The sequence below is a fragment of the Paraburkholderia sp. 35.1 genome (assembly GCF_050436525.1).
GTDB classification, from domain to species: Bacteria; Pseudomonadota; Gammaproteobacteria; order Burkholderiales; family Burkholderiaceae; genus Paraburkholderia; species Paraburkholderia tuberum.
The window spans coordinates 1-25,988 of sequence record NZ_JBNDMJ010000003.1 but is presented as its reverse complement, the minus strand read 5'-3'; the positions used below and the strand labels follow the sequence as shown (position 1 = coordinate 25,988).

General features: G+C 63.6%; 24 protein-coding genes and 3 pseudogenes. 13 read left to right on the top strand and 14 right to left on the bottom strand.

Features of this window, described 5'->3' with window-relative positions; all coding sequences use genetic code 11:
* Positions 1 to 156: 156 nt before the first annotated feature.
* The 5 genes from OKW27_RS20155 (at position 157) to OKW27_RS20135 (ending at position 5,712) form a co-directional block, all read left to right on the top strand.
* Positions 157 to 594 (top strand): MarR family winged helix-turn-helix transcriptional regulator, encoded by a 438-nt coding sequence (locus OKW27_RS20155; RefSeq protein ID WP_184043427.1) that lies wholly within the window; start codon positions 157 to 159, stop codon positions 592 to 594.
* 85 nt (positions 595 to 679) lie between these two features.
* Positions 680 to 2,242, top strand: coding sequence for a DHA2 family efflux MFS transporter permease subunit (locus OKW27_RS20150; RefSeq protein WP_429334658.1), 1,563 nt, complete (start codon positions 680 to 682; stop codon positions 2,240 to 2,242).
* 106 nt (positions 2,243 to 2,348) lie between these two features.
* Positions 2,349 to 2,786: a MarR family winged helix-turn-helix transcriptional regulator gene (locus OKW27_RS20145; RefSeq protein ID WP_429336574.1), complete on the top strand. Its 438-nt coding sequence runs from the start codon at positions 2,349 to 2,351 to the stop codon at positions 2,784 to 2,786.
* 54 nt (positions 2,787 to 2,840) lie between these two features.
* Positions 2,841 to 4,361 carry an efflux transporter outer membrane subunit gene (locus OKW27_RS20140; protein WP_429334657.1) on the top strand — a complete coding sequence of 507 codons (1,521 nt, stop codon included), beginning with the start codon at positions 2,841 to 2,843 and terminating at the stop codon, positions 4,359 to 4,361.
* Positions 4,362 to 4,395: 34 nt separating this feature from the next.
* Positions 4,396 to 5,712 (top strand): HlyD family efflux transporter periplasmic adaptor subunit, encoded by a 1,317-nt coding sequence (locus OKW27_RS20135; protein ID WP_429334656.1) that lies wholly within the window; start codon positions 4,396 to 4,398, stop codon positions 5,710 to 5,712.
* A gap of 60 nt (positions 5,713 to 5,772) precedes the next feature.
* Here the strand turns inward: OKW27_RS20135 and OKW27_RS20130 are convergent.
* The 4 genes and pseudogenes from OKW27_RS20130 to OKW27_RS20115 all read right to left on the bottom strand — a co-directional run.
* Positions 5,773 to 6,189: pseudogene (locus tag OKW27_RS20130) on the bottom strand (LysR substrate-binding domain-containing protein); the annotation flags it as partial.
* A gap of 62 nt (positions 6,190 to 6,251) precedes the next feature.
* Positions 6,252 to 6,551, bottom strand: coding sequence for an ArsR/SmtB family transcription factor (locus tag OKW27_RS20125; RefSeq protein WP_429334655.1), 300 nt, complete (start codon positions 6,549 to 6,551; stop codon positions 6,252 to 6,254).
* Positions 6,551 to 7,156, bottom strand: a complete 606-nt coding sequence (locus OKW27_RS20120; protein ID WP_429334654.1) for an AraC family transcriptional regulator — start codon at positions 7,154 to 7,156, stop codon at positions 6,551 to 6,553. The genes OKW27_RS20125 and OKW27_RS20120 overlap by 1 nt, the downstream gene beginning before the upstream one ends.
* Positions 7,157 to 7,162: 6 nt before the next feature.
* Positions 7,163 to 9,631: a 2-oxoglutarate dehydrogenase E1 component gene (locus OKW27_RS20115; protein ID WP_429334653.1), complete on the bottom strand. Its 2,469-nt coding sequence runs from the start codon at positions 9,629 to 9,631 to the stop codon at positions 7,163 to 7,165.
* A 420-nt stretch (positions 9,632 to 10,051) separates the two neighbouring features.
* On the opposite strand from OKW27_RS20115, the gene OKW27_RS20110 reads away from it, so the two are divergent.
* The 8 genes and pseudogenes from OKW27_RS20110 to OKW27_RS20075 form a co-directional block, all read left to right on the top strand.
* On the top strand, positions 10,052 to 11,023 hold the full coding sequence (locus OKW27_RS20110) for a GlxA family transcriptional regulator (RefSeq protein WP_090805106.1): 972 nt from the start codon (positions 10,052 to 10,054) through the stop codon (positions 11,021 to 11,023).
* Positions 11,010 to 11,591 (top strand): G/U mismatch-specific DNA glycosylase, encoded by a 582-nt coding sequence (gene mug / locus OKW27_RS20105; protein ID WP_429334652.1) that lies wholly within the window; start codon positions 11,010 to 11,012, stop codon positions 11,589 to 11,591. The genes OKW27_RS20110 and mug overlap by 14 nt, the downstream gene beginning before the upstream one ends.
* A 348-nt stretch (positions 11,592 to 11,939) precedes the next feature.
* Entirely contained in the window at positions 11,940 to 13,547 is a 1,608-nt protein-coding gene (locus OKW27_RS20100) for an MFS transporter (RefSeq protein WP_429334651.1), read from the top strand.
* Between the two features lie 12 nt (positions 13,548 to 13,559).
* Positions 13,560 to 14,636: an HlyD family secretion protein gene (locus tag OKW27_RS20095; RefSeq protein WP_429334650.1), complete on the top strand. Its 1,077-nt coding sequence runs from the start codon at positions 13,560 to 13,562 to the stop codon at positions 14,634 to 14,636.
* The gene (locus tag OKW27_RS20090; protein ID WP_429334649.1) at positions 14,633 to 16,156 is read left to right on the top strand and encodes an efflux transporter outer membrane subunit; all 1,524 of its coding nucleotides are present in this window, start codon (positions 14,633 to 14,635) and stop codon (positions 16,154 to 16,156) included. Before OKW27_RS20095 ends, OKW27_RS20090 begins: the two co-directional genes overlap by 4 nt.
* A gap of 90 nt (positions 16,157 to 16,246) precedes the next feature.
* Positions 16,247 to 17,476 (top strand): MFS transporter, encoded by a 1,230-nt coding sequence (locus OKW27_RS20085; RefSeq protein WP_090805793.1) that lies wholly within the window; start codon positions 16,247 to 16,249, stop codon positions 17,474 to 17,476.
* A 48-nt stretch (positions 17,477 to 17,524) separates the two neighbouring features.
* Positions 17,525 to 17,725 carry a hypothetical protein gene (locus tag OKW27_RS20080; RefSeq protein ID WP_090805095.1) on the top strand — a complete coding sequence of 67 codons (201 nt, stop codon included), beginning with the start codon at positions 17,525 to 17,527 and terminating at the stop codon, positions 17,723 to 17,725.
* A 121-nt stretch (positions 17,726 to 17,846) separates the two neighbouring features.
* Positions 17,847 to 18,032 (top strand): annotated as a pseudogene (locus OKW27_RS20075) (biosynthetic-type acetolactate synthase large subunit); the annotation flags it as partial.
* Positions 18,033 to 18,100: 68 nt separating this feature from the next.
* On the opposite strand, the gene OKW27_RS20070 reads toward OKW27_RS20075, so the two are convergent.
* From OKW27_RS20070 to OKW27_RS20025, 10 genes and pseudogenes are all read right to left on the bottom strand, one after another.
* The gene (locus tag OKW27_RS20070; protein ID WP_429334648.1) at positions 18,101 to 18,565 is read right to left on the bottom strand and encodes a RidA family protein; all 465 of its coding nucleotides are present in this window, start codon (positions 18,563 to 18,565) and stop codon (positions 18,101 to 18,103) included.
* Positions 18,566 to 18,705: 140 nt separating this feature from the next.
* Entirely contained in the window at positions 18,706 to 19,413 is a 708-nt protein-coding gene (locus OKW27_RS20065; protein WP_184043462.1) for an SDR family NAD(P)-dependent oxidoreductase, read from the bottom strand.
* A 153-nt stretch (positions 19,414 to 19,566) separates the two neighbouring features.
* On the bottom strand, positions 19,567 to 20,259 hold the full coding sequence (locus OKW27_RS20060; protein ID WP_429334647.1) for an NnrU family protein: 693 nt from the start codon (positions 20,257 to 20,259) through the stop codon (positions 19,567 to 19,569).
* A 481-nt stretch (positions 20,260 to 20,740) separates the two neighbouring features.
* Positions 20,741 to 20,866, bottom strand: a pseudogene (locus OKW27_RS20055) (ATP-binding protein); the annotation flags it as partial.
* 197 nt (positions 20,867 to 21,063) lie between these two features.
* On the bottom strand, positions 21,064 to 22,149 hold the full coding sequence (locus OKW27_RS20050) for an IS630 family transposase (RefSeq protein WP_429333246.1): 1,086 nt from the start codon (positions 22,147 to 22,149) through the stop codon (positions 21,064 to 21,066).
* Between the two features lie 71 nt (positions 22,150 to 22,220).
* Positions 22,221 to 22,583, bottom strand: coding sequence for a hypothetical protein (locus OKW27_RS20045; RefSeq protein WP_429334646.1), 363 nt, complete (start codon positions 22,581 to 22,583; stop codon positions 22,221 to 22,223).
* Positions 22,584 to 22,622: 39 nt separating this feature from the next.
* The gene (gene istB, locus OKW27_RS20040; protein WP_429332102.1) at positions 22,623 to 23,423 is read right to left on the bottom strand and encodes an IS21-like element helper ATPase IstB; all 801 of its coding nucleotides are present in this window, start codon (positions 23,421 to 23,423) and stop codon (positions 22,623 to 22,625) included.
* Entirely contained in the window at positions 23,401 to 24,900 is a 1,500-nt protein-coding gene (istA, locus tag OKW27_RS20035; protein WP_429332103.1) for an IS21 family transposase, read from the bottom strand. Before istA ends, istB begins: the two co-directional genes overlap by 23 nt.
* Positions 24,893 to 25,282, bottom strand: coding sequence for a hypothetical protein (locus tag OKW27_RS20030; RefSeq protein ID WP_429332104.1), 390 nt, complete (start codon positions 25,280 to 25,282; stop codon positions 24,893 to 24,895). The genes istA and OKW27_RS20030 overlap by 8 nt, the downstream gene beginning before the upstream one ends.
* Complete coding sequence (locus OKW27_RS20025) at positions 25,254 to 25,763, bottom strand: hypothetical protein (protein WP_429332867.1); 510 nt, start codon at positions 25,761 to 25,763, stop codon at positions 25,254 to 25,256. The genes OKW27_RS20030 and OKW27_RS20025 overlap by 29 nt, the downstream gene beginning before the upstream one ends.
* Between the last annotated feature and the right edge of the window lie 225 nt (positions 25,764 to 25,988).

The window sequence follows — 25,988 nt, the reverse complement described above, 5'->3', positions numbered from 1 at the left end:
TCCGCGCCGGAAAGATTTTCGCCCCAGGGAATCGCGACAATAGTCGCCGGCAGTTCAATTCAGTTTTTACACCATGTAGCGCATACGGCGAGGAAATCCGCTTGCATCAATCTGCATAGTCAAATATATTAAAGTCAGATATAGCGGAGGCGACCGATGGATGATTCGATCAACGAAGACTTTGAGCGCACGCAGAAGCTGGTGTCCGTGCTGGGTCAGGCGCGTCAGCTGATTGCAAGCGAACTCGAGGCGGGGCTCGCGGATGCAGGACTGAATCTGCAGGAGCGCGGCGTTCTGCTTACGCTGGCGCGCGGGAGAGTGAAAACACCGGCCGCACTGTCGAAATTGGCGGGCGTCCACCCGGCCCGGATGACCCGAGTGCTGGACAAGCTCGAAAACAGCGGACTGATCGAGCGCGCTCGCAACGGCAGGGATCGTCGTCTAGTGGATGTGTCGTTGACGCAGGAAGGGCAGACCGTCGCCGCCCGGAACACACGGGTTATCCAGGGAGCATGGAGCGAGCGGCTTTCGCATTTCTCGAAGTCCGATTTCGACGCGTTGAGCCTCCTGCTTTCAAGACTGCTCGACCGCTGAGGCGGCATTTTTTTAACCATTTATCTGACATTGCAGATAATCGCCCGCGACTGACGGGCGCTTCGAACCGAGACGAGGACGTGACATGAATCCATCGGCCAACCCGGGCGCGCCGGCCCAACTGACTGGCGCAAAATTTGCACTCGGCACGTTTGCGGTGGCGCTCGCCACCTTCATGAATGTGCTGGATTCGTCGATCGCCAACGTCGCGATTCCTACGCTGTCCGGCAACCTCGGTGTGTCGATCGACGAAGGCACATGGGTCATCACGCTGTTTGCCGCGGCCAACGCGGTGTCGATTCCGTTGACAGGGTGGCTCACGCAGCGCATCGGCCAGGTCAAGCTGTTCGTCTGGGCGATCCTGCTGTTCGTGCTGTCATCGGCGGCGTGCGGGCTCGCTCCGAACCTGATGGTGCTGCTCGCCGCCCGCGTCGTGCAGGGCGCGGTGGCGGGGCCGCTGGTGCCGCTTTCTCAGGCATTGCTGCTCGGCTCGTTTCCGAAGGAAAAAAGCTCGAACGCGCTCGCGCTGTGGGCCATGACGGCGACGGTCGGACCGATCGCGGGCCCGGCGCTCGGCGGCTGGATCACCGACAGCTACAGCTGGTCGTGGATTTTCTACATCAACGTGCCGGTCGGCCTGTTTGCCGCCGGCGCGATCTGGGCGATCTACCGCGACCGCGAGACGCCGGCCCGCAAACTTCCGATCGACAAGGTCGGACTGATCTCGCTGATCGCATGGGTCGCGCCGCTGCAGATCATGCTCGACAAGGGCCGCGACCTCGACTGGTTCAGCTCGCCGGTGATCTGGGTGCTGACGATCGTCGCCGTGGTCAGCTTCCTGTTCTTCCTGATCTGGGAATTGACCGAGGAGAAACCGATCGTCAACCTGCGGCTTTTCGCCAGACGTAACTTCCTCGGCGGCACGATTGCGATTTCGGTCGCCTACGCGATCTTCTTCGCCAACCTCGTGATCCTGCCGCAGTGGATTCAGGGCTTCCTCGGCTACCGAGCGGTGGACGCGGGGCTCGTGACCGCGCCGCTCGGCATTTTTGCCGTGATCCTCGCCCCGGTAATGGGCAAGATCATGCCTCGTTCGGACATGCGAGTGCTTGCCACGCTTGCGTTCGTCGGATTCGCCGGCGTGTTCTTCATGCGCTCGAACTACACGACCGGCGTCGACGCCTGGACGCTCGTGCTGCCCACCTTGCTGCAGGGCATTCCGACCGCGCTGTTCTTCACGCCGCTCACCGCGATCATCCTGTCGGGTCTGAAGCCGGAGGAGATTCCAGCGGCAGCGGGTCTGTCCAACTTCGTGCGCATTTTTGCGGGAGCGGTGGGCACGTCACTGATGAGCACCGCGTGGAACGACCGCACGATTCTGCACCATGCGCGACTTGCCGAACAATCGAGCGTGGACGATCCTGGCTTTACCGGCGCGATCGCGCACCTGCAGGCGGCGCTGGACGCGGGCGTTCCCAAGGCCACGGCCTTTTACGAAGCCTCGCTGAACGCGCAGGCGACGATGCTCGGCCTGAACGACATCTTCTGGATTTCGGCGGTGATCTTTGTCGTCATCATCCCGCTGATCTGGGTGACGAAGCCGGCCAAGGGTGGTGCCGCGGGCGCGGCAGCCGCCGGCGGACATTGAATCCAATTTGGCAACCCGGTTCGGACGGAAAATGAAACAGACCATCCTCTCCTTGACATTATCTGATAATGCAGATATTGTTCAAATCAACGAGGAGGACACCGCCATGGACCATTACACGACGAAGAACTTCATGCTTACGAACAGTATCGGCTTCAGGCTCGTCAAGGCCCGTAACGTCGTCGTCTCGGAAATGGACGCGGCGCTCAAGGACCTCGAAATCAACGGCCAGCAGATGGGCATCCTGCTTTCGCTGAAGCAGGGTGTGGCAACCACGCCTTTCGAGCTGTCGAAGCTGCTCGGAATCGACACCGGCCTGATGACGCGGATGCTGGACAAGCTGGAATCGAAGGGGCTGCTGGTACGATCGCGCGACCCGCAAGATCGCCGCGTGGTCAATCTGACCTTGACCGCGGAGGGGCAGAAAGTCGCCGCACGGATTCCGGAAGTCGCGCCGCATGTGTTGAACGCCCGCTTGCGCAAATTCACGAAGGCCGAGTTTGCCGAGCTGGACCGCCTGCTTCGCAAGTTCACAGGCGATTGAACGGCGCGGCCGTGTGCCGCGCTTTTTTTCACCATTAATCTGATTTGTCAGAAAATGAAAACGCAGACTTCTAGAGCAAACACCGTCGCCCGTTCGCTGAAGCTCGGTGTTTCGGTGATCTCCTTCGCGGTGCTGGCGGCATGTGCAAACTATGCGGGCATCCACAGCGACAAGCAGATCGATCAACCACGGCAGCTGGAAACGTCCCAGAGCCTCCCGCAAGAGCAGGGGCACTGGCCATCCGCCGACTGGGTCGACCAGTTCGGCGACGCGCAACTGAAAGCATTGATCGCCGAGGCACTGCAAGGTAGCCCGACGCTCGGCCAGGCGCGCGCGCGAGTCGAGCAGGCGCAAGCCTATAGCGAAACGGCGAAGGCGAACACGCTGCCGCGCGTCGATGCGTCGTACACGCTGACGCGCCAGCAGTACAGCAGCACCGCGTTGATTCCGCCGCCGTACGCTGGCTCATGGCAGACCGAGAACAAGGGGCTGCTGAGCGCTTCTTACGATCTCGACCTGTGGGGCAAGAACCGCGAGGCGCTGCGCGCGGCTGTCTCGGAGGCGTCCGCGAGCGAGGCCGACGTGGAAGTCGTCAGGCTCACGCTCGACACCTCGATCGCCCGCACTTACAACGAGCTGGCGCGGCTCTACGCATTGCGCGACATCGCGCAGCAGGAAGTCGCGCGGCGCGAGCAGATCGACCGCATCACCGCGAGCCGCATCGCAAACGGCCTCGATACCGAAGTGGAGCGCAAGACGGCCGAGGCGAATCTGTTCACGAGCCGTGCGCGCGTCAGCGCGCTCGACGGCAGCATCCTGACCACCCGGTATCAACTGGCGGCGCTGCTTGGCAAGGGTCCCGACCGTGGACTCGCGATCACGCGGCCGACGCTCGGCGTCGGCGACGACGTGCGTCTGCCGGACAACCTGCCGGCCGATCTGCTGGGCCGCCGGCCCGACATCGTCGCGGCGCGCTGGCGCGTCGATGCGATCACGCACGAGGTGAAGGAAGCGAAGGCCGAGTTCTATCCCGACATCAACCTGAGCGCCGCGATCGGTTTCGACGCGTTCGGCTTCGGCCGCCTTTTGAGCGCCGCGAGTCGCACGGCCTCGGTGGGCTCGGCGATCCATCTGCCGATCTTCGATGGGGGTGAGTTGCGCGCGCAGTTGAAGGGCCGCTACGCCGAGTTCGACTATGCGGTGGCGACCTACAACCAGACGCTGATCGGCGCGCTGAGCGGCGTGGCCACGCAGATCGCGCAGATCCGCTCGAGCGACGCGCAGCTCGGCGATGCGCAGGCCGCGCAGCAGGCCGCGAGCGATGCCGATCGACTGGCGACCACGCAATACAAGGCCGGCCTCACCAACCAGCTGACCGTACTCAATGCCGACGTCACCGCGCTGAACGCCGACGAGGCGATCGCCAATCTGAAGATGAACCGCCGCGACCAGCAGATCGAGCTCGCGTCGGCGTTAGGCGGCGGCTACGTCGATACGTCGGCCAGCACCGACCATCACGCGGACGTCGCCGCCGTCCCGACCCGACAAGCCAATGCCGCGGTTGCCGCACGTTGAACGGCAGGTCGGAAAACCCATCAGGAGAACTGCAATGAGCGATTCGATCACGACCGACCGCGAACTGGCGGATCGGGAAGACGAACAGAAGACCGGCGGGCAAGCGCCTGCCGCGCCCCAAGACGACAACAAGGCCACGCCGCCGGCACGCCGCAAACGCTTGATCGCGCTGCTCGGCGCTGCGGTCGTGCTCGCGGGCGCGGCCTACGGCGGGTACTACCTGACCGAGGGCCGATATCACGAAGTGACCGACGACGCGTACGTCAGCGGCAATCTCGTGCAACTGACGCCGCAGGTCACCGGCACCGTGATCGCCGTCAACACCGACGACACGCAGATCGTGAAGCAGGGCGACCCTGTCGTCACGCTCGATCCGGCCGATGCAAAACTGGCGCTTGCCGATGCCGAAGCGCAACTCGGCCAGACCGTGCGACGCGTGAGCGGCCTGTATGTCAACAACGACTTCTACGCCGCGAACGTCGCTCAGCGCGAAGCCGATCTGGGCCGCGCCCGCGACGACCTGCACCGCCGCGCGGCCGTCGCGGACACGGGCGCCGTGTCCGCCGAGGACATCGCACACGCCCGCGACGCGGTCAGCGTCGCACAGGCCGCGCTCGAAGCCGCGCGCCAGCAGGGTGAAGCCAACCATGCGCTGACCGATCGCACCACGGTCGAGCAGCATCCGGACGTGCAGGCCGCCGCCGCGAAAGTGCGGACCGCGTGGCTCGCCTATGCGCGCGATACCTTGCCGGCGCCGGTGACCGGCTACGTCGCGCAGCGCCGGGTGCAGGTCGGCCAGCGGGTCGCGCCCGGCACGCCGCTGATGGCGATCGTGCCGCTCGACGGCGTATGGGTCGACGCGAACTTCAAGGAAGTGCAGCTCAAGCACATGCGGATTGGCCAGCCGGTCACGCTGACATCGGACGTCTACGGTAGAGGCGTGCGATATCACGGGCGTATCGAGGGCTTTTCGGCCGGCACCGGCAGCGCGTTCGCGACGCTGCCGGCGCAGAACGCCACCGGCAACTGGATCAAGATCGTACAGCGGCTGCCGGTTCGCATCGCTCTCGACCCGGCCGAGCTGGCCGCGCATCCGCTGCGTATCGGCCTGTCGATGGCGGTCGACGCCGACACGCGCGACGAATCCGGTTCGCAGTTGGGCGCGGCGCAGAACACGCGCTATCGCACCGATGTTTTCGCGCACTACGATGCGCAGGCCGACGCCGAGATCGACAAGATCATCAAGCAAAACGAAATGGTCTCGCGCGCGATGGCCGCGCAACCGCAATCGCAACCCCAATCGCAATCGCAACGCGTGGCGTCGCACGAGCACAAGGCAAATGCGGGTTGAAGCGCGTCAAGCGCAGCCTGTCGCGACACAGCGTGAAGCGGCAGGTCACCGAGGCGGGGCTCAACGGCCGAGCGCCGCCTCGTCCTCGGCCAAGGCCGTCGGTACGGCCTCGCGCAGGAAATCCACAAAAGTTCTGATTTTGGCGTCCAGATACTGGCGCGACGCGTGGACCGTGAAGGCCGTCAGTTTCTGCAGCCGATACTGCGGCAGCACGCGCACCAGTGCGCTGGTGTCGAGCAAGCGCAGAGCGCTCGGCATCGGCAGCGCACCGATACCCACCCCTTCGCGCAGCGCGACATCGAGCGCGTCAGGAAGGTTGATTTCGACCGCCGCCTTCGGAAGCTCGACCGTTTCACAGCCGTTGGGTCCGTCCAGATGCGAGCGATCGCGCGGGAAAATCGACATGACGAGTTGTAGGCACGTGTGACCCCGAATGTCCTGTACCGTGCGTGACGTACCGCGCGCGTGCAGATAAGCTGCCGTGAAGCTTCCTTCTTCGGCGATGCGGAGGAATATCCGCATCATGTTGAGCTTGTCCATTACAAATGCACGCGAATCTGATCCGTAAATGCCCGTATCAGTTCTTCATTGCGCGACAGGAAAATCCATTGGCCGACTCGCTTCGGAACCAGCAGTCCCGCTTCGACGAGCACGGCGATATGCATTGATACCGTCGACTGGGCCAGACCGCTGCGCGCCTGGATGGCGTGCACGGGTACGCCGCGGACATGGTTGACATAGGCGTTCGGAAAGGTCTCGGCGGGGGCTCTCAACCACGCGAGGATGTCACGCCGCAGCGGATTCGCGAGCGCTTTGTGAATCAGGTTCGTGTCGATCATCAATTGTTCCGTGCGCGCTTGGCGCTTCCTGCCGGCGGCATCAACAACGCCGTGGCGATCGTTCCCGCGGCATGTTCGCCGAGGTCTTCCCGCACCAGCGACAGGGCGAGATGCATGCCCGCACTCGCGCCACCCGACGAGTACAGGTTGCCATCCTTCAGGCAGCCAGGATTCGACATCACATGGACCAGCGGATATTCGGCCGCGAGGCGATCAGCGTCGCGCCAATGCGTGGTCAGCCAGCGGCGATCGGCGAGACCGGCTCTTGCAAGCAGAAACGCGCCGTTCGAAATGCAGGCGAGCCTGTGGGTCCTTGGCGCCGCATCGCTCAACCAGTCCACGAGTTCGCGATGCTCACGGACAGAACTGACCACCGGGGAGCCGGGCACCACGACGATATCGAATGGCGGGCGCGGATCGAACAGGCACTCGGTCGTACCCACGGCCGTCCCGTTCGACGAAACCACCGGCCCCGGCGACGGCCCGATCAGATGCGATTCATAGAGGACGCCGCCATACAGGCGGTTTGCCTGATGAAACACATCCATCGGACCGCTGACCTCGAGCAGTTGAAATCCCGCATAGAGCATCATCGCGACACGCATGCACACTCAGCCGGTGAACGCTCGCGACACGAGCGCAGATTGTCTCGCCACATGCGCCGCATACGATCCCGGCGCAGTCGATGCGCAAGCATCAGGTCCCGCGTACAGCAACGTCGTGCCGGCAGGCAGAATCTCGCGTAGCAGCGGTTCGACGAAACTCCATGCGCCCTGGTTGCGTGCTTGCTCCTGGCACCAGGCCACGCTCTTCAGGTTCGGGTAGCGGGCGAGCTCGGCGGCCAGTTGTTGCGCCGGAAACGCATAGAGCTGCTCGACGCGGATGATCGGGGTGTCGGTCATACCGGCGCTGCGGCGATGCTCGAGCAATTCGAAGTAGACCTTGCCGCTCGTCACGATCACACGCTCCACATCAGTCGCGCGCGACGCGTCGATCTGGGTGTCCGGCAGAACCTCCCGGAATTCGCCGTGACTCAACTCGTCGAACGTGCTGGTCGCTTCCGGGTGGCGCAGCAGCGACTTGGGCGTCATCACGACGAGCGGGCGCCGTTCAGAGGCGCGGGCCTGCATCAGCAGCAAATGGAACAGTTGCGCGGGCGTGGTCGGTTCCGCAACCCGCATATTGTTTTGGGCACTCAATTGCAGGTAGCGCTCGAGCCTCGCCGACGCGTGCTCGGGGCCCTGGCCTTCCTGCCCGTGAGGCAGGAATAGCGTCAGGCCGCTGTGTTGTCCCCACTTGGCCGCGCCCGCCGCGATGAACTGGTCGATCACGACCTGCGCGCCATTGGCGAAATCACCGAATTGCGCTTCCCAGATCACCAGCGCATTGCGATTCACCGTCGAATAGCCATACTCGAATGCCAGCACGGCGGCCTCGGAGAGAATCGAGTTCGTCACGGTGAACCGGCCTTGGGTTGCGCCGATATGATCGAGTGGAACATAGACCCCATCGGGACGATTTATCCGTGTCTGATCGTGCAGAACTGCGTGCCGGTGATTGAACGTCCCGCGTGCGCTGTCCTGCCCGCTCAGTCGGATACTGATCCCGGCCACGAGCAACGATGCGAATGCCAGATGTTCGCCCATGCCCCAGTCGAGCTGGCGTTTTCCGGATGCCATCTCCTGACGCCCGTTCATCATCTTCCTGACGAGCGGATGCAGCGTCAGGTCCGCGGGGACGGTCGAGATCCGCTGCGCGAGGCCGCGCAGATCGTCGGCCGACGGGACGAGGTGGCGAGCCGGGCCTGTTTGCGCGGCTGAGCGCGAGCGCCTGCCGGCTTCCTCGTGCAGCGGCGAAGCATAGGAACCCACGGTTTCATGCGCGCGCTCGAGAAGTTCACGACGCGTGCTGACGTAGCGTTGCGCCTCGTCGGTTGTCAGCACGCCTTGCTGGATCAGCCGGTTCGCGTAGCGTGTCCTCACGCCTGGATGACTCGCGATCGAGCGATACATCAGCGGTTGAGTGATGGCGGGCGTGTCCTGTTCCTGATGCCCGTACTTGTGAAAGCAAACGAGATCGATGACGACGCTGCGTTTGAACGTGCTGCGATAGTCGAGGGCGAGCCGCGCCCCCATCGCGACCGCTTCGGGGTCGTCGCCATTGACGTGCAGGATCGGCGCCTCGATCATCTTCGCGACGTCCGTCGTATAGAACGACGAACGCGTGTCGCGCGGATCGGAAGTCGTGAAACCGATCTGGTTGTTGACGAGCAGCTTCTTCGACGCGCCATACCGGACCAGTTCGTCGAGCAGCACGATCAACGACTCGCCGCCTTCGAGCGAGAAGCGCGTTTGTCCGACATAGCGCGCGTGCAGGTGTTTTTCGAGCCCCTCGGCTGCGCTCAAACGCTCCAGCAGCCGCAGTTTCTCAGCGACATGCAGCGACGGCGTGGCGCGCGTGGATTCGAGCCGTATCTGCCACCAGCGCCGCTGCTGCGCGTCGGCGAGGTGCATGAACTCGGCGCCGAGTGTGCCGGTGTACGTTTGCGCGAGCGCGGCAACGATATCCTTCAGCTTCGCGTCGTCCTCGAAGAGAAACGTGTCGGCGGTGCTGAACGTGGTCGACATATCGGCGGCCGACAGGCCGTAGTAGGCCGGCGTCAATTCGGCGTAGGAGCGTGGCGGCGTCCACGCCAGCGGGTCGAGATCGGCCACGCGCGCGCCGATCATCCGGAACGCGGCGATCAGCGTTTGCACCGCTACCTGCTTTCTCGCGAGGCCCAGAGCGTCGGCGGCCTCCTTATTGGCCTGCTTATCGGGCTCGCTACCGGCTTCGTTGCTGGCCGCGACGACGGCACGCGGCGGTCGCTTCGCCAGTTCGACGAAGCTGGAGATCACCGGTGCGTGCGGCTGGTCGTCACGATCGCTGCCATCGATGGCGGGCGTGTCGCGCAACGCGTCGAACCACGCCCGCCACTCCGCTGTAACCGCATTCGGGTCAGCCAGGTAAAGCTCATATTGCTCTTCGACGTAGGGGGCGTTGCCCCCGAAGAGGAAAGAGCTCTGACGTTCCTTGAACATGATGAATCTGCCCTTGGTCGCTGTGCGGCCGTGAGGCGGCCACAACACATGGAGTGACGACTATCGCTGCTTGTAGTCGCCCACCGAACAGCCAGGCATCGACGCGCGTCACAAGCGCCGTCCTTGGCGGGAGACCTCCCGGCACGCCCGGGCGATATGCCCTGGCCGCGGTCGTGTAGACAGTCTAGTTAATCGATGCTGTGGCGGAAATGCGAGGATGGTTAGTTCTTCTGCCAACTAGTCGAAGTTTTGGGCCACGCCCGCGGTCCTGGCTTACCTCGTGTCGGGCATCGTTGTGGCGAGAGATTTGTTCCGCCCAGACACAATAGTTTTTCCAGCCGCTGACGGCATCAGCGGCCGATGATGCGGTAAGCTGCGCCACGGCATCGCAAACATAGTTCCCACCATGAAGGTCACGGCATGAAAGTCGCCATTGTTGTATTCGATGGTGTGCAGGCGCTGGATGTAGCGGGCCCACTCGATGTGTTTGCCGAGGCGAATACGTTTCTTCCCGAGCATCAGCGCTACGAGGTCACGCTGGTCGGACGCGAAGCGGGCACCGTGACCTGTTCGAATGGCATGCAACTGGCTGTTTCGTTTGGCTATGCCGACCGTGACATTCAATGGGACCTGCTGCTTGTCGCGGGCGGACCTCAGTTGCCCGATGCGCAGCCGTCGAATGAATTCCTGACGTGGTTGCAGAATCAGGCGCGCAGCGCGAGCCGCTTCGGCTCCGTATGCAATGGTGCATTCGTGCTCGCGCATGCGGGGCTGCTCGATGGCAAGGAGGTCACGACGCACTGGTCGGACGCGAATCGGCTGTCCAATGAATTTCCGCAAGCTAACGTGCAGCCGGATAGGATCTTCGTTCGCGACGGACGGCTTTTCACGTCAGCCGGCGTGACCGCGGGCATCGATCTGTGTCTGGCGCTCGTCGCCGAGGACTGGGGGCACGAACTCGCGGTGCGGGTCGCGAAGCGTCTGGTCGTGTATATCCAGCGCGAAGGCGGGCAGTCGCAGTACAGCCCCTATATCGGCGCGGGCAAGGACGAAGATCCGATCCTCCACAAGGTCTATCGATATGTGAGCGAGCATATTACCGAGACGCTGTCGATCGAGGAGCTTGCGAGCGCGGCCTCGGTGAGCCGCCGCACGTTGTCGCGGGTATTCGCGAAGCACGCGAAGATGACGCCCTCGGTATTCGTCGAGCAGGTGCGCGTCGATACGGCGAGAAAACTGCTCGAGGATACCGATGCTCCGCTGAAGACGGTCGCGTTCAATTGTGGCTTTCACAACGCCACGCACATGCGCACGACATTCTCGCGGCGGCTCAACGTCACGCCGAAGCAATATCGGATGCGATTCCGAGGGGAGGCGAGTGCGCAACAGTGAATTCACCGCGGAGCTGGCGGACGTGTCGTCGTTGACGAACGACGATTCGGCGCAATTCCTTCCCGACATTATTCAGCCCGGCTTGTCGATCCTCTTCTGCGGCATCAACCCGGGATTACGCGCGGCGTCGACAGGGCACCACTTTGAAGGCAGGGGCAACCGGTTCTGGAGAGTTCTCCATCTCGCCGATTTCACGGACGAGGTGTTTCGCCCCGAGAACGACCGGCAGCTGTTGAATTGTGGATATGGTCTGACCACGGCGGTCTTACGTCCCACGGCTCGTGCGGACCAACTGTCGAAGGCGGAGATTCAAGCCGCCGCGGCGCAGTTCGAACTGAAGATTCGACACTACGCGCCGCGCTTCATCGCGTTTCTTGGCAAGGTGGCGCTCGCCGAAATGTCCGGCCAGCGTGATATCAAATGGGGCTTGCAAGCCCGCGATTTCGCCGGTGCGCGCGCATGGGTCCTGCCAAACCCAAGCGGCCTGAACCGAACGTTCAGCCTCGATGCACTCGTGAGCGCCTATCGTGAGCTCCGGTTTGCGGCGGAGCCGGCGCTTCCCGACTAGACGGCGGTTGTCGCCATACGCGCGCGTTGCCGCCGTTGCAGCGCGCTAAGCCTCGTCTCACGCTTTTGCCCGAGCCCATGCGGGTCGGCCCGTGACGAACCACGATGGTTCGTCACGATGCACGCTTTTCCGCCCATGCCGCGCGCGCGGCGCACAGCCGGTCGACTCAGCACGGCCTGGCCAATTTTCCGTACTGGATGGCCCAAAACCCGCCTAGCCGAAGCTTTAAGAAATCGCCCTGATCTCTGACAATTAAGCAATCGGTGAACAGCAACGAAGAGCGGTGAGCCGACAGCTGACTATCCACGTCGGGCAGTAGAGCTAACTAAACCAGAGCGGGTGAAACCTATGACGACTGAACCGGAAGCGCCGAGTATCCCGCGATCGCTGGAACGCAATCCTGTACGCGTGGTAGCGGCGCCGCCCCGGACGGCTCCTGCGCAGGTGACTTTTACGGCGCGTATTGCGCTCGGGCTCGTCGGCATGCTGTTCGCATCGTTGCTGGCGATCCTGAACGAGCAGGTCACCGCGGCCGCGATGGCCGATCTCCAGGGCGCGTTCCTGATCGGACATGACGACGGCACCTGGCTCACTTCGCTGTTCGAAGCAGCGAACGTCGCGACGATGGTGTTTGCGCCGTGGTTCGGCATCACGTTCACGCTGAAGCGGTTCACGATCGGCGCCGTACTCGCGACGATGTTCTTCGGCTTGCTGTGCCCGTTCGCCCCGAACCTGCCGACGCTGTACGTGTTGCGCATCCTGCAGGGAATCGCGGGCGGAAGTCTTCCGCCGATGCTGATCATCGTGGCGCTGCGCTATCTGCCGCCCAATCTCAAGCTGTATGGCCTCGCCGGCTATGCGCTGACAGCGACCTTCGGGCCGGCCCTCGGCACGCCGCTCGCCGCGTTGTGGACGGAGTTCGTCAACTGGCGCATGGCGTTCTGGCAGATCGTTCCGCTCGGCGTGCTGTGCTGCATCGCGATTCAGCGGGGGCTTCCCGCGGACCCGATGAAGCTCGAGCGGTTTCGCTCGTTCGACTGGCTCGGCTTCGTGACCGGATTTCCCGCCATCGCGATGCTGGTGATCGGTCTTTTGCAGGGCGATCGTCTCGACTGGTTCGATTCGGGGTTCATTCGCGTGATGTTCGGCGCGGGGGCGCCGCTGCTCGTTGCATTTCTCGTCAACGAATGGTGTCAGCCGGTGCCGTTTTTCAAGCTTCAACTGCTTGCGCGCAGGAATTTCACGCATGGACTATCGACCTTGCTCGGCACCGTGATCCTGCTGGTGGGCATGGCGGCAATACCGGCCCAGTATCTCGCGATAGTCCATACGTACCGCCCGCTGCAGACCGCGCCGCTGTCGTTGTTTCTGGCCGTGCCGCTGTTGATCACGCTGCCGCTGACGGCCGCTTTGCTGAACACGCGCCGCGCCGATCACCGCTGGGTAATCGCTACGGGTCTCGCGCTGATGTTCGTGACCTGCGCGATGGGAAGCTTCATCACGACCGAGTGGATTCGCGACAATTTCTACCTGCTGCAATCGTTGCAGATCGTCGCGCAGCCGATGGTGATCATGTCGATCCTGATGGGCGTAACGACGGGGCTGCCGCCCACCGAGGGTCCGTTTGCTTCGGCGATGTTCAATTCCCTGAAGACGTTTTCCGCGGCGGTGGCGAGCGGGCTCATCGAAAGTGTGGGGACCGCGCGCGAGCATTTCCATTCGAGCATGCTGGTCGACCAGTTGGGCAACCGCCCACTGATGGCGAACCAGGGCGTCGGCGCGGACTACGGTCTGGGTCAGCTCGCGCACCGGATCCACGAACAGGCGGTCGTTCTGACTTCCGCCGATCTGTACCGCGTGATGGCGTGTGTCGCCGTTGCGCTTCTTCTGCTGGTTCCGGTGCTGCCGGTGCGTATCTATCCGCCGTGGAGCACGACGCCGCCTGCTTCGCATTGAGGAACGATTCCCATGTCATCGACTATGCCATCCCCATTGAAGACCTTTCGTGCTGCCGCGGTCATCGGCGTCGTCGGCCTCGCCGCATGGGGCTGTACGAGGCTGCTCGCGAGCCCGAATACCGAGTCCACCAACGACGCCTACGTCACCGCAGACTTCACGCTCGTCGCGCCGCGCGTCCCGGGCCAGATCACGGACGTACTGGTCAACGACAACGAGGACGTGAAAGCGGGCCAACTGCTCGTGCGCATCGATGACCGCGACTTTCGCGCGGCGTTGATGAGCGCCGAGGCGGAAGTGGTCGCGGCGAAGGCGTCGGTGGCGAACTTCGATGCGGAGATTACGCGGCAGCCGTCACTGGTCGAGCAGGCGCGCGCGACGCTGCGCGCCGACGACGCATCGACCGGTTTTGCGCGGGCCAACGCGTCGCGCTACCAGAATCTGTCCGACGCCGGCGCGGGGACGGCGCAGGAACAACAACGCGCTTCGAGCACGCTCGCTCAGCAGCTTGCGCAGCAGTCGCACGACCAGGCGGCTTTGCTGGCCACCGAGCAGAATCTGGACGTGCTGCGCACGCAGCGCGACAAGGCCGCGGGCGCGCTGGAACACGCCGAGGCGGTGCTCGAGCAGGCGAAGCTCAACCTCTCGTACACGGAGATCCGCGCGCCCGTCGACGGCAAAGTCGGCCGCCGTTCGGCGCGGGTCGGCGCATTCGTGACGCCCGGCGCGCCGGTCCTGGCGATCGTGCCGCTGTCGGACGCGTACGTGGTCGCCAACTTCCAGGAGAGCCAGATCAGCAATATGCGACCGGGCGAAAGCGTACGCGTGACGGTGGATAGCCTGGCCGGCGTAGTGATCCGCGGCCGTGTCGATAGCCTCGCGCCGGCGACCGGCGTCAGCTTTGCGCCGATCGCGCCCGACAACGCCACCGGCAACTTCACGAAGGTCGTGCAGCGGGTGCCCGTCAAGATCACGATCGATCGCGGCCAGGCGAGTGCATCGGCATTGAGTGTGGGCCTCTCGGTCGAAGCGGACGTCGTGGTGGGTCACAGTGGCGAAGCGACGGCCGAGGGAGCGGAAAAAGAATGAACACGAGCCAATACTCTGCGCGCGCGATCGTCGCGGCGCTTCTGACCTGTGTCGCGCTGACGGCGTGCACGGTGGGTCCGGATTTCGTACGTCCAGAGACGGCCACGCCGCAGGTCTTCGAGCGCACGCAAACCGCGCAGTCGCCGAGCCGGGCGATGGAAGCCCAGTTCGGTCCGGATTGGTGGACGCTGTTCAACGATCCGGTACTGAACCAGTTGGAAAAGCAGCTGGCCGACGCCAACCTCGACGTGGCCGCGGCCTCCTCGCGTTTGCTGCAAAGCCGGGCCGAGCGGCGCGTTGCCGGCGCCGCCGAATACCCGACGCTCGACGGCGCCGCCTCGTACAACCGCGAACGCGGCAGCGAAAACGGCATCCTGTCGCTGCTCGGCGTCACGCCGACGCACAGTCAGCCGCAATCGGCTTCCGGCAGCGCGCCGCTCGGCGTGGCCCCGTTGCCGGGCTCGGCGGGCTCGCCCGCCTATAACCTGTATCAGGCCGGGTTCGATGCGTCGTGGGAGATCGATCTGTGGGGGCACGTGCGACGCAGCGTCGAAGCGGCGAGCGCGCTGTCCCAGGCGTCATACGAGGACCGCAACGCGGTGCTGTTGAGAGCGCGCGCGGAACTGGCGCGCGACTATATCGAGCTGCGCGACACGCAGGATCTGCTGCAGATCGCGAGACAGAACCTCGACATCGCCAACGATGTGCTGAAGCTCACGCGGGTTCGCGCGCATGAAGGCGTCACGACCGATCTCGACGTGTCGAACGCTGCCGCGCAGGTGGAAAACATCGAAAGCCTGATTCCGACGCTGGAGTCGCACTGCGAGACCACCATCAACGCGATCGGGCTGCTGCTCGGGCAGGAACCCGGTGCGCTGCGGCAGACGCTTGCCGAACCGCGCGAGGTGCCGGTGCTGCCCGCGCAGGTGCCGATCGGCTTTCCGTCCGAGCTCGTGCAGCGCCGGCCCGATATCCGCAAGGCGGAGGCGGACCTGCATGCTGCAACCGCGACCGTCGGCGTCGCGAAGGCCGATTTCTATCCACGCATCACGCTGAACGGCAGCGCGGGGTTTCAGAGTCTTCAATTGTCGAATCTCGCCAGCTGGGCGTCCGGGCAGTTCGTCGTTGGGCCTTCGATTTCGTTGCCGATATTCGAGGGAGGCCGTCTGAAGGGCACGCTTGAACTGCGTGAAGCACAACAACAGGAAGCCGCAATCGTCTACCGGCAGACGGTGCTACGCGCGTGGCGGGAAGTCGACGATTCGCTCGTCACCTACGACGCCGAACAACGCCGCCGCGATCGGCTCGCCACGGCCGTCAGCATGAACGAGCGCGCGCTAGCCGTTGCGCGGGAACGCTACAAGGCGGGCGCGCTCGACTATCTCGACGTGCTGAACGTGCAGCGGCAATTGCTCGAAGCGCAGAGCAATCTGCAGAAGAGCAAAGCCACCGCCGCGACCAATCTGATCACGCTCTGTAAAGCGCTCGGAGGGGGATGGGAGTCGACCTACGGCGGATAACGGGCAACGGGCCGCTCGCCGTTCAAAACTGGAACCCGGATCGCGGCATGTCGCTGCGAATACCGGAGCGAACGAACAACAAGGAGCTGCATGCGCGACTCAACCCACTTAGCCGATAGTGCCGCCACGCCCGCATTCGCATCGCGCGGCAAGATCGTCATGATGGCGATCATCGCCGGCGCGGTGATCACCAACATTTACTGCACGCAGCCGATCCTGCCGCTGATCGCCGCGGGTCTGCGCGTCGACGTGACGACCGTCGATCTCGTCGCCGCCGCGGCACTGCTCGGTTTTTCGAGCGGGCTCGCGTTGCTGTTGCCGCTCGGCGACCGGTTCGATCGCCGCAAGCTCGTGCTGATCCAGATCGCGCTCGCCTGCGTGTTCGGCGTCGCCGCGGCCGTCGCGCCCGGCATCTGGGCGCTCGTCGCGGCGTCGTTCGGCCTCGGCATCGTGAGCTGCGTTCCGCAGCAGCTGGTGCCGTTCGCCGCCGTGATGTCGTTGCCAAGCGAGCGCGGGCGTAACGTCGGCACCGTCGTGAGCGGGATCATGGTCGGCATCCTGAGCGGCCGTACCATCGCCGGCGTGATCGGTACGGCGTATGGATGGCGCGCGGTGTACGTCGCCGAAGCGGCCTTCATGGTGCCGGTCTGGATCGCGGCCGCGGCCCTGCTGCCGCGCGGCGTGCCGTCGACGAATCTCTCCTATGGGCGCCTGCTCGCTTCGCTGTGGCCGCTCGCGAGGGACAATCGGCCGATCCGGGAATCGATGCTGATCCAGGCCTTGCTGTGGGCCTGCTTCAATGCGTTCTGGGTCAATCTCGCCGCGCTTCTCGCGAGCGGACCGTGGCATCTCGGCAGTGCATGGGCAGGCGGCTTCGGCGTGATCGGCGCGGCCGGCGCGTTCGCCGCTTCACTCGGCGGCAATGCGACCGATCGCATCGGATTCCGCAAGGTGATCGGCGCTAGTATCGGCATCGTCACGCTCGCGTATCTGCTGCTGTCGGGCGCGGCGAACTCGCTGACGCTGTTGATCGTGGGCGTGATCGTGCTCGATATCGGCGTGCAGTCCGGTCTCGTATCGAACCAGACCCGCGCGTTCGCGGTCGATCCGAAAGCGCAGGGCCGCATCAATAGTCTTTATATGACGGCCACCTTTTTCGGCGGTGCGCTCGGTGCGACGGTCAGCGGCTGGTTGATGACACGCTATTGCTGGACGGGCATCGTCGCGTTCGGTATCGCGCTCGGCATTCTCGCCGCCGCGATTCACTGGATCGGCACGCCTCGCGGCACGGTGGTCGAGGTTCAGGCGAGCCGGGATTGATCGCGAGCCACCGCCTGGTTCGAACGTTGCTGACTGGGGAGGTGAAACATGAAGTTCTCGATGAAAACTGAAATCCGTGCAGATGATGTGACCAAGCTCGAGCATGCGATGAAGTCGGTCGATCCCGACGCGAAAGTCGAGGTCGACGTTGGAACGCAAAGCGTGAGCGTCGACTCGTGGCTGATGCCCGAGGAGTTTCTCGTCGCGTTCTACGACGACAACTACGAAGTGGCCGTCGAGGAGTGGTGACTCCAACGACGCCCGCTCGCGAATCGCGGCGGGCGGATCGCTGACGCCAGGCATGGGCCGCGGCGCGATTGCCGCCGCCATCCGAAGCCGCTTCGTCGTAACCGAGCGCCGCGCCGACGAATCGCTCGCTGAACTGGAACAGAAACTCAGGGCGTTCATCGAATTCGCCGGACCGGCGTTCCTCGAAGTCATGATCGACCAGAACGCCGATGTGTTTCCCATGGTCGGGCCGGGACAAAGCTATGCGGAGATGATCACCGGGCCTTTCATCCCGTCTCGCGATCAGCGGGAGGCTGGCGGCAAGCACGTTTGGAGGCGTTTCGAGGCCCGCGCCGCCAAGCGGGAAGGGCGTGCGTCACGCCTGGCGCGCGTCGATCAGGCGGGCAGGAATTCGGCGATGACGACGATCACGACAGCGGCGTCGGCGGGACCCTGGCTATGCGAGAACGCTGAACGCGCATGTCCCGCTTTGTCGCCGAGCACGGCAGCGAACAGATCCGAAGCGCCGTCGACCACGGCGGGCTGCCCGTAGAATCCATCGGCGGAACTGACGTGCCCCTCGACGCGAACGATGTGATGCAGGCGCTCGAAACCGCCGAGATGACGCGAGATCTGCGCGAGTACGTTGAGCGCGGCGAGTTGGGCAGCCTTGCGGCCCTCTTCGAGCGTCAGGTTCTCGCCGACACGCCCGGAATAGACCATTTTGCCGTCGGACAGCGGCACCTGTCCCGAGATGAAAAGCAGGTTTCCGGCTTCGCTGACAGCCGTATAGCTGCCCAGCGGCTGCGGAGGCGAGGGCAGTTCGAGACCGAGTTCTGCGAGTTTCTGTTGGACGGACATGGTGGGCTCCTTGAGTGTGGCGTCGAGCGCGCGAATCAGATCATGCGCGCAATGTGCGGACACCCGCACTGACGATCAATCGCGTCATGGGTGCGGGTGTGGATCGGCTTGCCGGGCGAGTGCGGGTGACGCCAGACCATTTACTGGCCTGCGCTCTGGCCGCCGTCCACATGCAGGATCTCGCCGGTCACGAACGGTGCGGAGTCGAGATAGAGGATCGCATTGACGATGTCGCTCATGTCGCCCATGCGCCCGACCGGGTGCATCCCGGCGAGCGTCGCGTGTGATTCGGCGGGATGCATCGGCGACTTGATGATGCCGGGCGACACCGCGTTGGCGCGGATACCGGCGCGCGCATATTCGATGGCGAGCGAACGCGTCGCGGCATTCAGGCCGCCCTTCGTCAACGACGCGAGCACCGACGGAACCTTGCTGTTCGCCTTTTCGGCGAGCGTCGTGGTAATGCTGACCACGTGACCGCTGCCGTGCTTCTGCATCGCGTCGATCGCGTACTGGGTAATGTAAAAGAAGCCGTTCAGGTTGACGTTCAGGATCGCCGCGTAGTCTTCGGCGGTGTACTGCGTGAACGGCTTCGCGATGAAGATTCCCGCGTTGTTGACGAGCGTATCGACACGTCCGAAGTGCTCGATGGCAGCGTCGACGACACGGCGGGCGCTAGCGGCGTCGCCGATGTCGCCGGCCACGGCGACATAGTCGGCCTCGACGGCCGGTGCGATGGAACGAGCCGTGGCGACGACACGATGCCCCTGCGCGCGGAAGGCTTTGACGGTTTCAGCGCCGATGCCTTGCGATGCGCCGGTGACGATGACGACTTTGGAAGTGCTCATGGTTTGTCTCACAGTGTGATTGATCCGGCCTGCTGGCCGTTCGAATCGATGGACCCGATGGAGGGCACTGTAGGCGCATCCGCCGCGAATTCGAACACACACCGTGGACAAAGAGTCTTGCGCCACGAGAACAAATCTCGTGGAACCGTGCGGCTAGAGCCAGCGCCAGATGCCCGCGGGCCAACCGGAGAGCGGGATATGCGCCCAGGTCGCGACGAGCCAGAAAACGACGCCGCCCACCAGCGCGTGCATGCCGAACCCGCCCAGCCGCGCGCGGTTGGAGGCGATCGCCGCGAACGGCAGATAGCTCGTCTTCGATTCCCATGCGGGCCACAGATCGGGTTGCAGCCGCCGTTTCTTGCGGTCCTGTAGCGCGGCACCGACCAGCGCGAGGATGATTATCGCCCCGGCAAGCACGATGTTCCGGGTGACCGGGAACACGGCGATATGGCACAGTCCCCAAAGCGCGAACGACCACATCATCGGGTGACGGGTCACTGCGTACACGCCGCGCGCCGCGTCGGGAAACGCGGTGGGCCGGCCGCCGGTGGGCAACGCCGGGTTGCGGATCAGGGAGCCCATCAGAAGGATCGACGCGATCAGCATGAGCACGGTCACAACTGCCCACAGCGCATTGCCTGCCGGCCATAGCGGCGCGGAGACGGGCGTCCTGTCGTAAGCCACGACCATCCAGCCGAACGTCAGTATCGCAATCAGCGAATAGACGCCCATGGCACCCCGTTCGCCGATTGCCCGGACCATACCCGCCCGCAGCGGATGGGACAGGAGAAAGTGGCTGGCGACAAAAGCGAATGCCGCCACGACGAGTGTGTCGATGCTTTCCATGGGCCCGGCTCCTCAAGTCAGATGATCGGTCGACCGCGTGCATTGCGAGAATACTACTTCGCGCGCCACAACGAATGCAGCGATCGCTTCGCGAGTTTCGATTGCCGCGCGCCGCAAAACCTTGATTGGCAGTGTCGTCGTCGCAATGGCCGGGACACTCGCCATCGCATCGACTGCGCAAGCGGGGCAATGGGCCGCCAACCATCCCCGGCGCGTCGAAGTGAACAACCGTCTTGCAACCAGAACAATCGCATCCGTCGAGAGGTTCAGGATGGGCAAATGTCGAGAGGCGAGGCTCGTAGTCTGCATAGCGTCAACGCACCCGAGTATTAGGGACGCCAAACGATTGCGACTGAATCAATGCTCCGGGAACGCAGCTGGTGCTATCTCGAGCGCGGTCGAGCCGCTTGCACAGGGCCGTTCGCGTCTCGTCGACAAGACGCCGGCCAATTTCCTGCATGCCGGGCTGATTCCGCTGATCCGCGTTATGAAGCAGCCGATCGAGAAGCACCGCCGTGAGCGTTGCCTCGTCGGCGAAGGTCCAGTCCGACTTGCCGAACCGCAGATTGGTCATTATGAGACTGCCGGTTTCGTACCGTTTGGCGATGTGTGAAGTGCGGAAGCTCTCTAGCCGCTGTTGCGGCGGATGGCGGGCGCGCGTGGTGCGGTCTTCCGCAAGCGGCGAAGAGCGGCCCCTTGGCGGCGGAGTTAAGGTCTGCGTTGAAATTTGACTCGCACAACAACTCGTCGCAAGGCGTAGCGGCGGGTAGAGCCGTTAGGCGGCAACGGACCTAGTGGTCTGCGTCAAACGGATTGCATCTTATTCAGCTTGGTGCGGGCACGCGTGACTTTCGCCAGAATGTCGGAAGCTTTAGCGGTCCAGATGAAGGGTTTTGGATCACCATTGTGCTTTTCAATGTACTGCTCGATCGTGCTGACCAACTCGGGTACCGAGCGAAAGGCTGACCGCCGTAGCTGGTTCTCGGACAGATCACGAAAGAAGCGTTCGACCATATTGAGCCAGGAAGCGCTGGTGGGCGTGAAATGCATGTGAAATCGTGGGTGCTTGGCCAGCCACGCCTTCACCTCGGGATGCTTATGAGTGGCGTAGTTGTCGGCAATCAAATGTAGTTCCTTACCCTTGGGGGTGCTGCGATCGATCTTGCGCAGGAAGCCCAGCCATTCTTGATGACGATGCTTCGTCTGGCACTGGCCAATGATGCTGCCATCGAGCGTGTTCATCGCGGCGAACAACGTCGTCACACCATTGCGCTTGTAATCGTGCGTCATCGTCTGACCTCGACCTCGCTTCATCGGCAAGCCAGGCTGGGTCCGGTCCAGAGCCTGAATCTGGGACTTCTCGTCACAACTGAACACCAGTGCGTGCTCAGGTGGATCGAGATAAAGGCCGACGATGTCCTCCAGCTTCTCGGCAAAGTGCTTGTCGTTCGAGACTTTGAAGGTTTCTATCCGATGCGGCTTGAGTCCATGCGCCTGCCAGATGCGCCTCACGCTCGCCTCGCTGACGCCGGCCACTGCCGCCATGCTGCGCGTACTCCAATGCGTCGCGTTATCGGGACGCTGCTGCATGGTCATCGCCACGATGGCCTTGACCTTGCGCGCAGAGATCTTCGGCTTGCGCCCGGGTCGCGTCTCGTCCCGCTCGATCCCCGCCACACCGTCCGCGATGAAGCGCGCTCGCCAGCGCGCCACCGTGCCTCGCCAGATACCCAACTGCACACCGATCTCTTTGTCTGTGTGGCCCAGTGCCGCGAGCAATATCATCTTGGCACGCTCGGCCAGTCGTACCGGAACCCTCCGCCCAGCCGCCCACGTTTCCAATTGTTTGCGCTGGCCTTCGCTCAGCTCAACTTTTGCCGCGATTCTCATGGGTTCTCCCTCATCACCTGGAAGGAGACTCGCAAATCGCGATTAAGTTGCATTATTTACGACGCACTACACTAGAAGGCATTGTCGACCGGTTCTGGTGCGCCGCCGTTGGCGACAGAGCGGTATCCTGCCTCGACGACAGCGATCGCATGCTCGGCCTCCCGCAACCCTGCAACGGGAGGACAACCATTCGCCAGATCGGCCCAGCTGCGCTTTAAGAACACCGAATAAAACTCGTCCGTGTTGTACTCCACCTTCGTGGCGCGCCCTTGCTGTTGGCCCCGCGCTTTGATGTAAAGCTGGTCGGCATAACCCCGGACGTAGGAGGAGGTATGCGAGATGGAAAACGCGAAGTCTCGCTGATCCTCCGCTGTTGATGGATACAGGTAACCCGTTTCAACCACGCCGATTGTCAGCGGCGGCGTCAATTTCACGCGAATCGGGCGGTTTGAAACTCACGGTGGTGAACGGCGTCAAGCGGCGGGTTCGGGGTCGCTCTGGTCTTTCATGCGATAGCTCTTGCCTTCGATGACGACGGTCTCGGCATGATGCAAGACGCGATCGAGCAGCGCGGAGGTCAAGGTGCTGTCGTGGTTGAGGATGTCGGGCCAGTGCTTGAAGGCGCGATTGGAGGTGATGATGGTGGCGCCGTGTTCGTAGCGTTGACTGACGATCTGAAACAGGATGTCGGCGCCTTGCTGGTCGATGGGCAAATATCCGAGTTCGTCGATAATCAACAGGCGCGGCTTGGCGTAGCGGCGCAATTCACGCCTGAGCCCGCCATGGGCACAGGCGGCATTCACCGAATTGATGATGTCCACGGCCGTGGCAAATAGCACCGAGTAGCCGCGCAGGCAGGCGGTATGGCCCAGCGCAATGCTCAAGTGGCTTTTGCCCAGCCCGACGCCGCCGAGGAAGATCACGTTGGCGTGCTCCTCGATGAAGTTCAGGCGAAACAGATTCTGGACCTGCAGACGATTGATCTTGGTGGGCCAGTTCCACTCGAATTGGTCCAATGTCTTGAGTACCGGGAATCGCGCGAGCGCGACGCGTCGGGCGACGCTGCGATCTTCACGCCGATGCGCCTCGCCTTCGACCAGGCGGGCCAGATACCCGACATGCGACCAGTGCTGGGCGGCTGCCTCGCTGGCCAAAGCCTCGTAGTGTTGCAGCGTGTAGGCCAGATGCAGCTGCATAAGCTGCGTGCGCAGCGTCGCCGCAGAATCGGCGCCTGACTGTGGCGCGCTGGATTCAGCTTTTGTCTTTGTCGTCATCCTGGTCATCGTTGGCCTCCGGCACGCGGTAGCACGAGAGATCCGGCTGCGCGAGTTCGAACTCCAGCCAATCCTGATGGCGGATCAGATGCAGTGCTCCGGCCTCGGGCCGCTGCCGCGCTCTGGCCTCGAGCATGTTGGCGATGTACTCGCAACTGAAGGCCTGGAACGCGAGCCCGTCCTGCAGGGCGCGCGCAACGGCCTCGATGCCGTAGATTTCGCTCAACGCGACGATCTTGCGCACATGCTGGCGCGCATTGATGCGCCGTTGCTCGAGGCCTTCGCAATAGGCCTGGGCGTGCGGGCCCAGGCTCAGGAAGCGCAGCATCAGCCGCTGTTCGCGCGCATGGCGACGCTGCGCGAGCAGGGCCTTCGGATGCTCGGGATCCTCGATATCGAGGTGACGCTCGTAGCTGCGCACATGGCGGGCAATCAACTGGTTCTCGTAGTAGATGCAAATCCGATCGGGATAGGCCTTGAGCGTGACGCGCGTATTGGCGTAGCGCGCCGGCACCGAGTAGTGGTTGGTGTCCAGCGCTACGCGAAACTGGCTGCTCGTGCGCACCGTGAGGATGCGCGCGACGTCGTAGGGCGAAGCATTGAGCGGCTTCAGATGCGCGCGCTCGGTCTCGAACAGATCGACGGGGCGTTGGTGCGTCTCGCCGTGGATGCGCACGTTGCCAATGGTATCGAGCCAGAGTCGGGCCGCGGGGTTGATGGCGCTGAACTCGGCGAGCTCGAGCCCGTTCAAGAGATTCTTCTTGACGTAGCCCACGCCGTTCTCGACGCGGCCCTTCTCGTTGCCTTTGCCGACGTTGCAGGCGACGATCTCGAACCCCCAGTGGCGCGCTGCATCGAGGTAGCGCGGATTGAATACCGGCGCCTGGCCGATCAGCCGCTGCAGCACCGCGGACTTCAGATTGTCCACCATAATCTTGGCCGGACAACCCCCGAAGGCGGCAAAGGCATGTTCGTGGCAGGCGAGGAAGTGCTCCATCGTCTGTGAGACGGTGAACTCCAGATACATCAGCCGGCTGTAGCACAGCACCATGACGAAGAACGAGAGCCGCCGCCGCGTCGAGCCCACGGCGATCGAACCGTATTCGCCCCAGTCGACCTGGGCACACTCGCCCGGGGCGAACGCGAGCTTCAGGAATGCCTCGCGCCGCGGCGGGCGGATCTTGCTCACGTAGTCGCGCACGATCGTATAGCCGCCGTCGAAGCCCGCTTCACGCAAGCGCTGGAAGATCTGCTGCGCGCTGTACGGGTGCGCATCGAGCCAGCGCACCACCTGCGCCTTGAACGGATCGAGCCGGCTGGTGCGTGGCGGCTGCGCGCGATGTGCGTACCGCGCGGCCTTCAACCACTTGGACACCGTTTGCGGATGCAGGCCGAGCGCGCGCGCCGTCTGCGTGATCGTCAGGTGCTGCCGATCATGGCAGTCGCGAATCTTGCAGTACGTTTCATAATCAAGCACGACGCTTCCCCAGCGCCGCGTGCAACCGCTCAAGCTGCGTCGTCACGTCCGCGTGAGGCAGCGGCGGCGCCGGCACCGGCGCATCCAGCGCCAGCACCTGATAGATCGGCCCTTGCCAGGCGATCAGGCCGACGCGAATCAGGTCGCTGCGGGCCATCTCCAGACGCGCCGGCGCCATCGACAGGCGCCGTGCGAGCGTCGCGTCGGCGTAGTAGCTCAGGCCCTGCGCATCGGCGACGGTGACCAGAAACAGGTACAGCGCAGCCGCACAGGCGTCACAGCGCTCGATGTAGCGCTCGCGCACCAGCCGGTGATCGACCCAACTGAAGTGCGCCGGAATCTGCCGGATCCGCTCAGGGCAAATCACACGCTTGCTCGGCATGCTCCCCCCTCCCATGCAAGATGTCCTGCCCCAGTTGTAGCAACCGCCGGCTGCTGCGCACGATGTCTTCTTGTAACGGGCTGTCGGTCAAATGGGCGATCAGCCCAATCAGGACGGCCGGTTGCGCCGATAAGACTTCTTGTAACGCAGCGCCTCCCGAATCGGCCCCCGAGCCTTGTGGGGCAAGGGTTTGCGCGCGGCAGTTCTCTTGTAACGCATCCCCAGACTTCTCGGACTTCTGCTGCGTTCGGCGCCCGTAGCCCGGATGCTCGGCGCGCCAATGCCGCACCCGCGCGACGTGCTCCGCACCGTGGAAATAGTCCTGGTTCTCGGGTTTGGCCAGCCATTGCCGCTGGCTGACGGCTTTGCTCGCCCGGCGACACGCGGGTTCGCTGCAGTACCGTTGGTGCCGCGCATTGCGGGGATCGGGACGAAACCAGGCCCCGCAATGCCGGCACTTTCGCTGTCCGACGCGCTTCATGACCGACCCTCCTTGGGGGCAGATCATGCGCGCGCCTACGCCCGAGCCTCGCCGTCAGGTTCGGCACGAACAAAAAACAACAGCCGAAGAAGAAGCGAAAAGCGAAGAACAGCCAGGCCTTTATGAAACAAAAGCCGGAAGAAAACGCACCCGGAAGAAAAACCACCACGAAGAAGATGACGTTCGCACCGTCAGATCTCGACGACTTTCAAGTTGCCGATGACA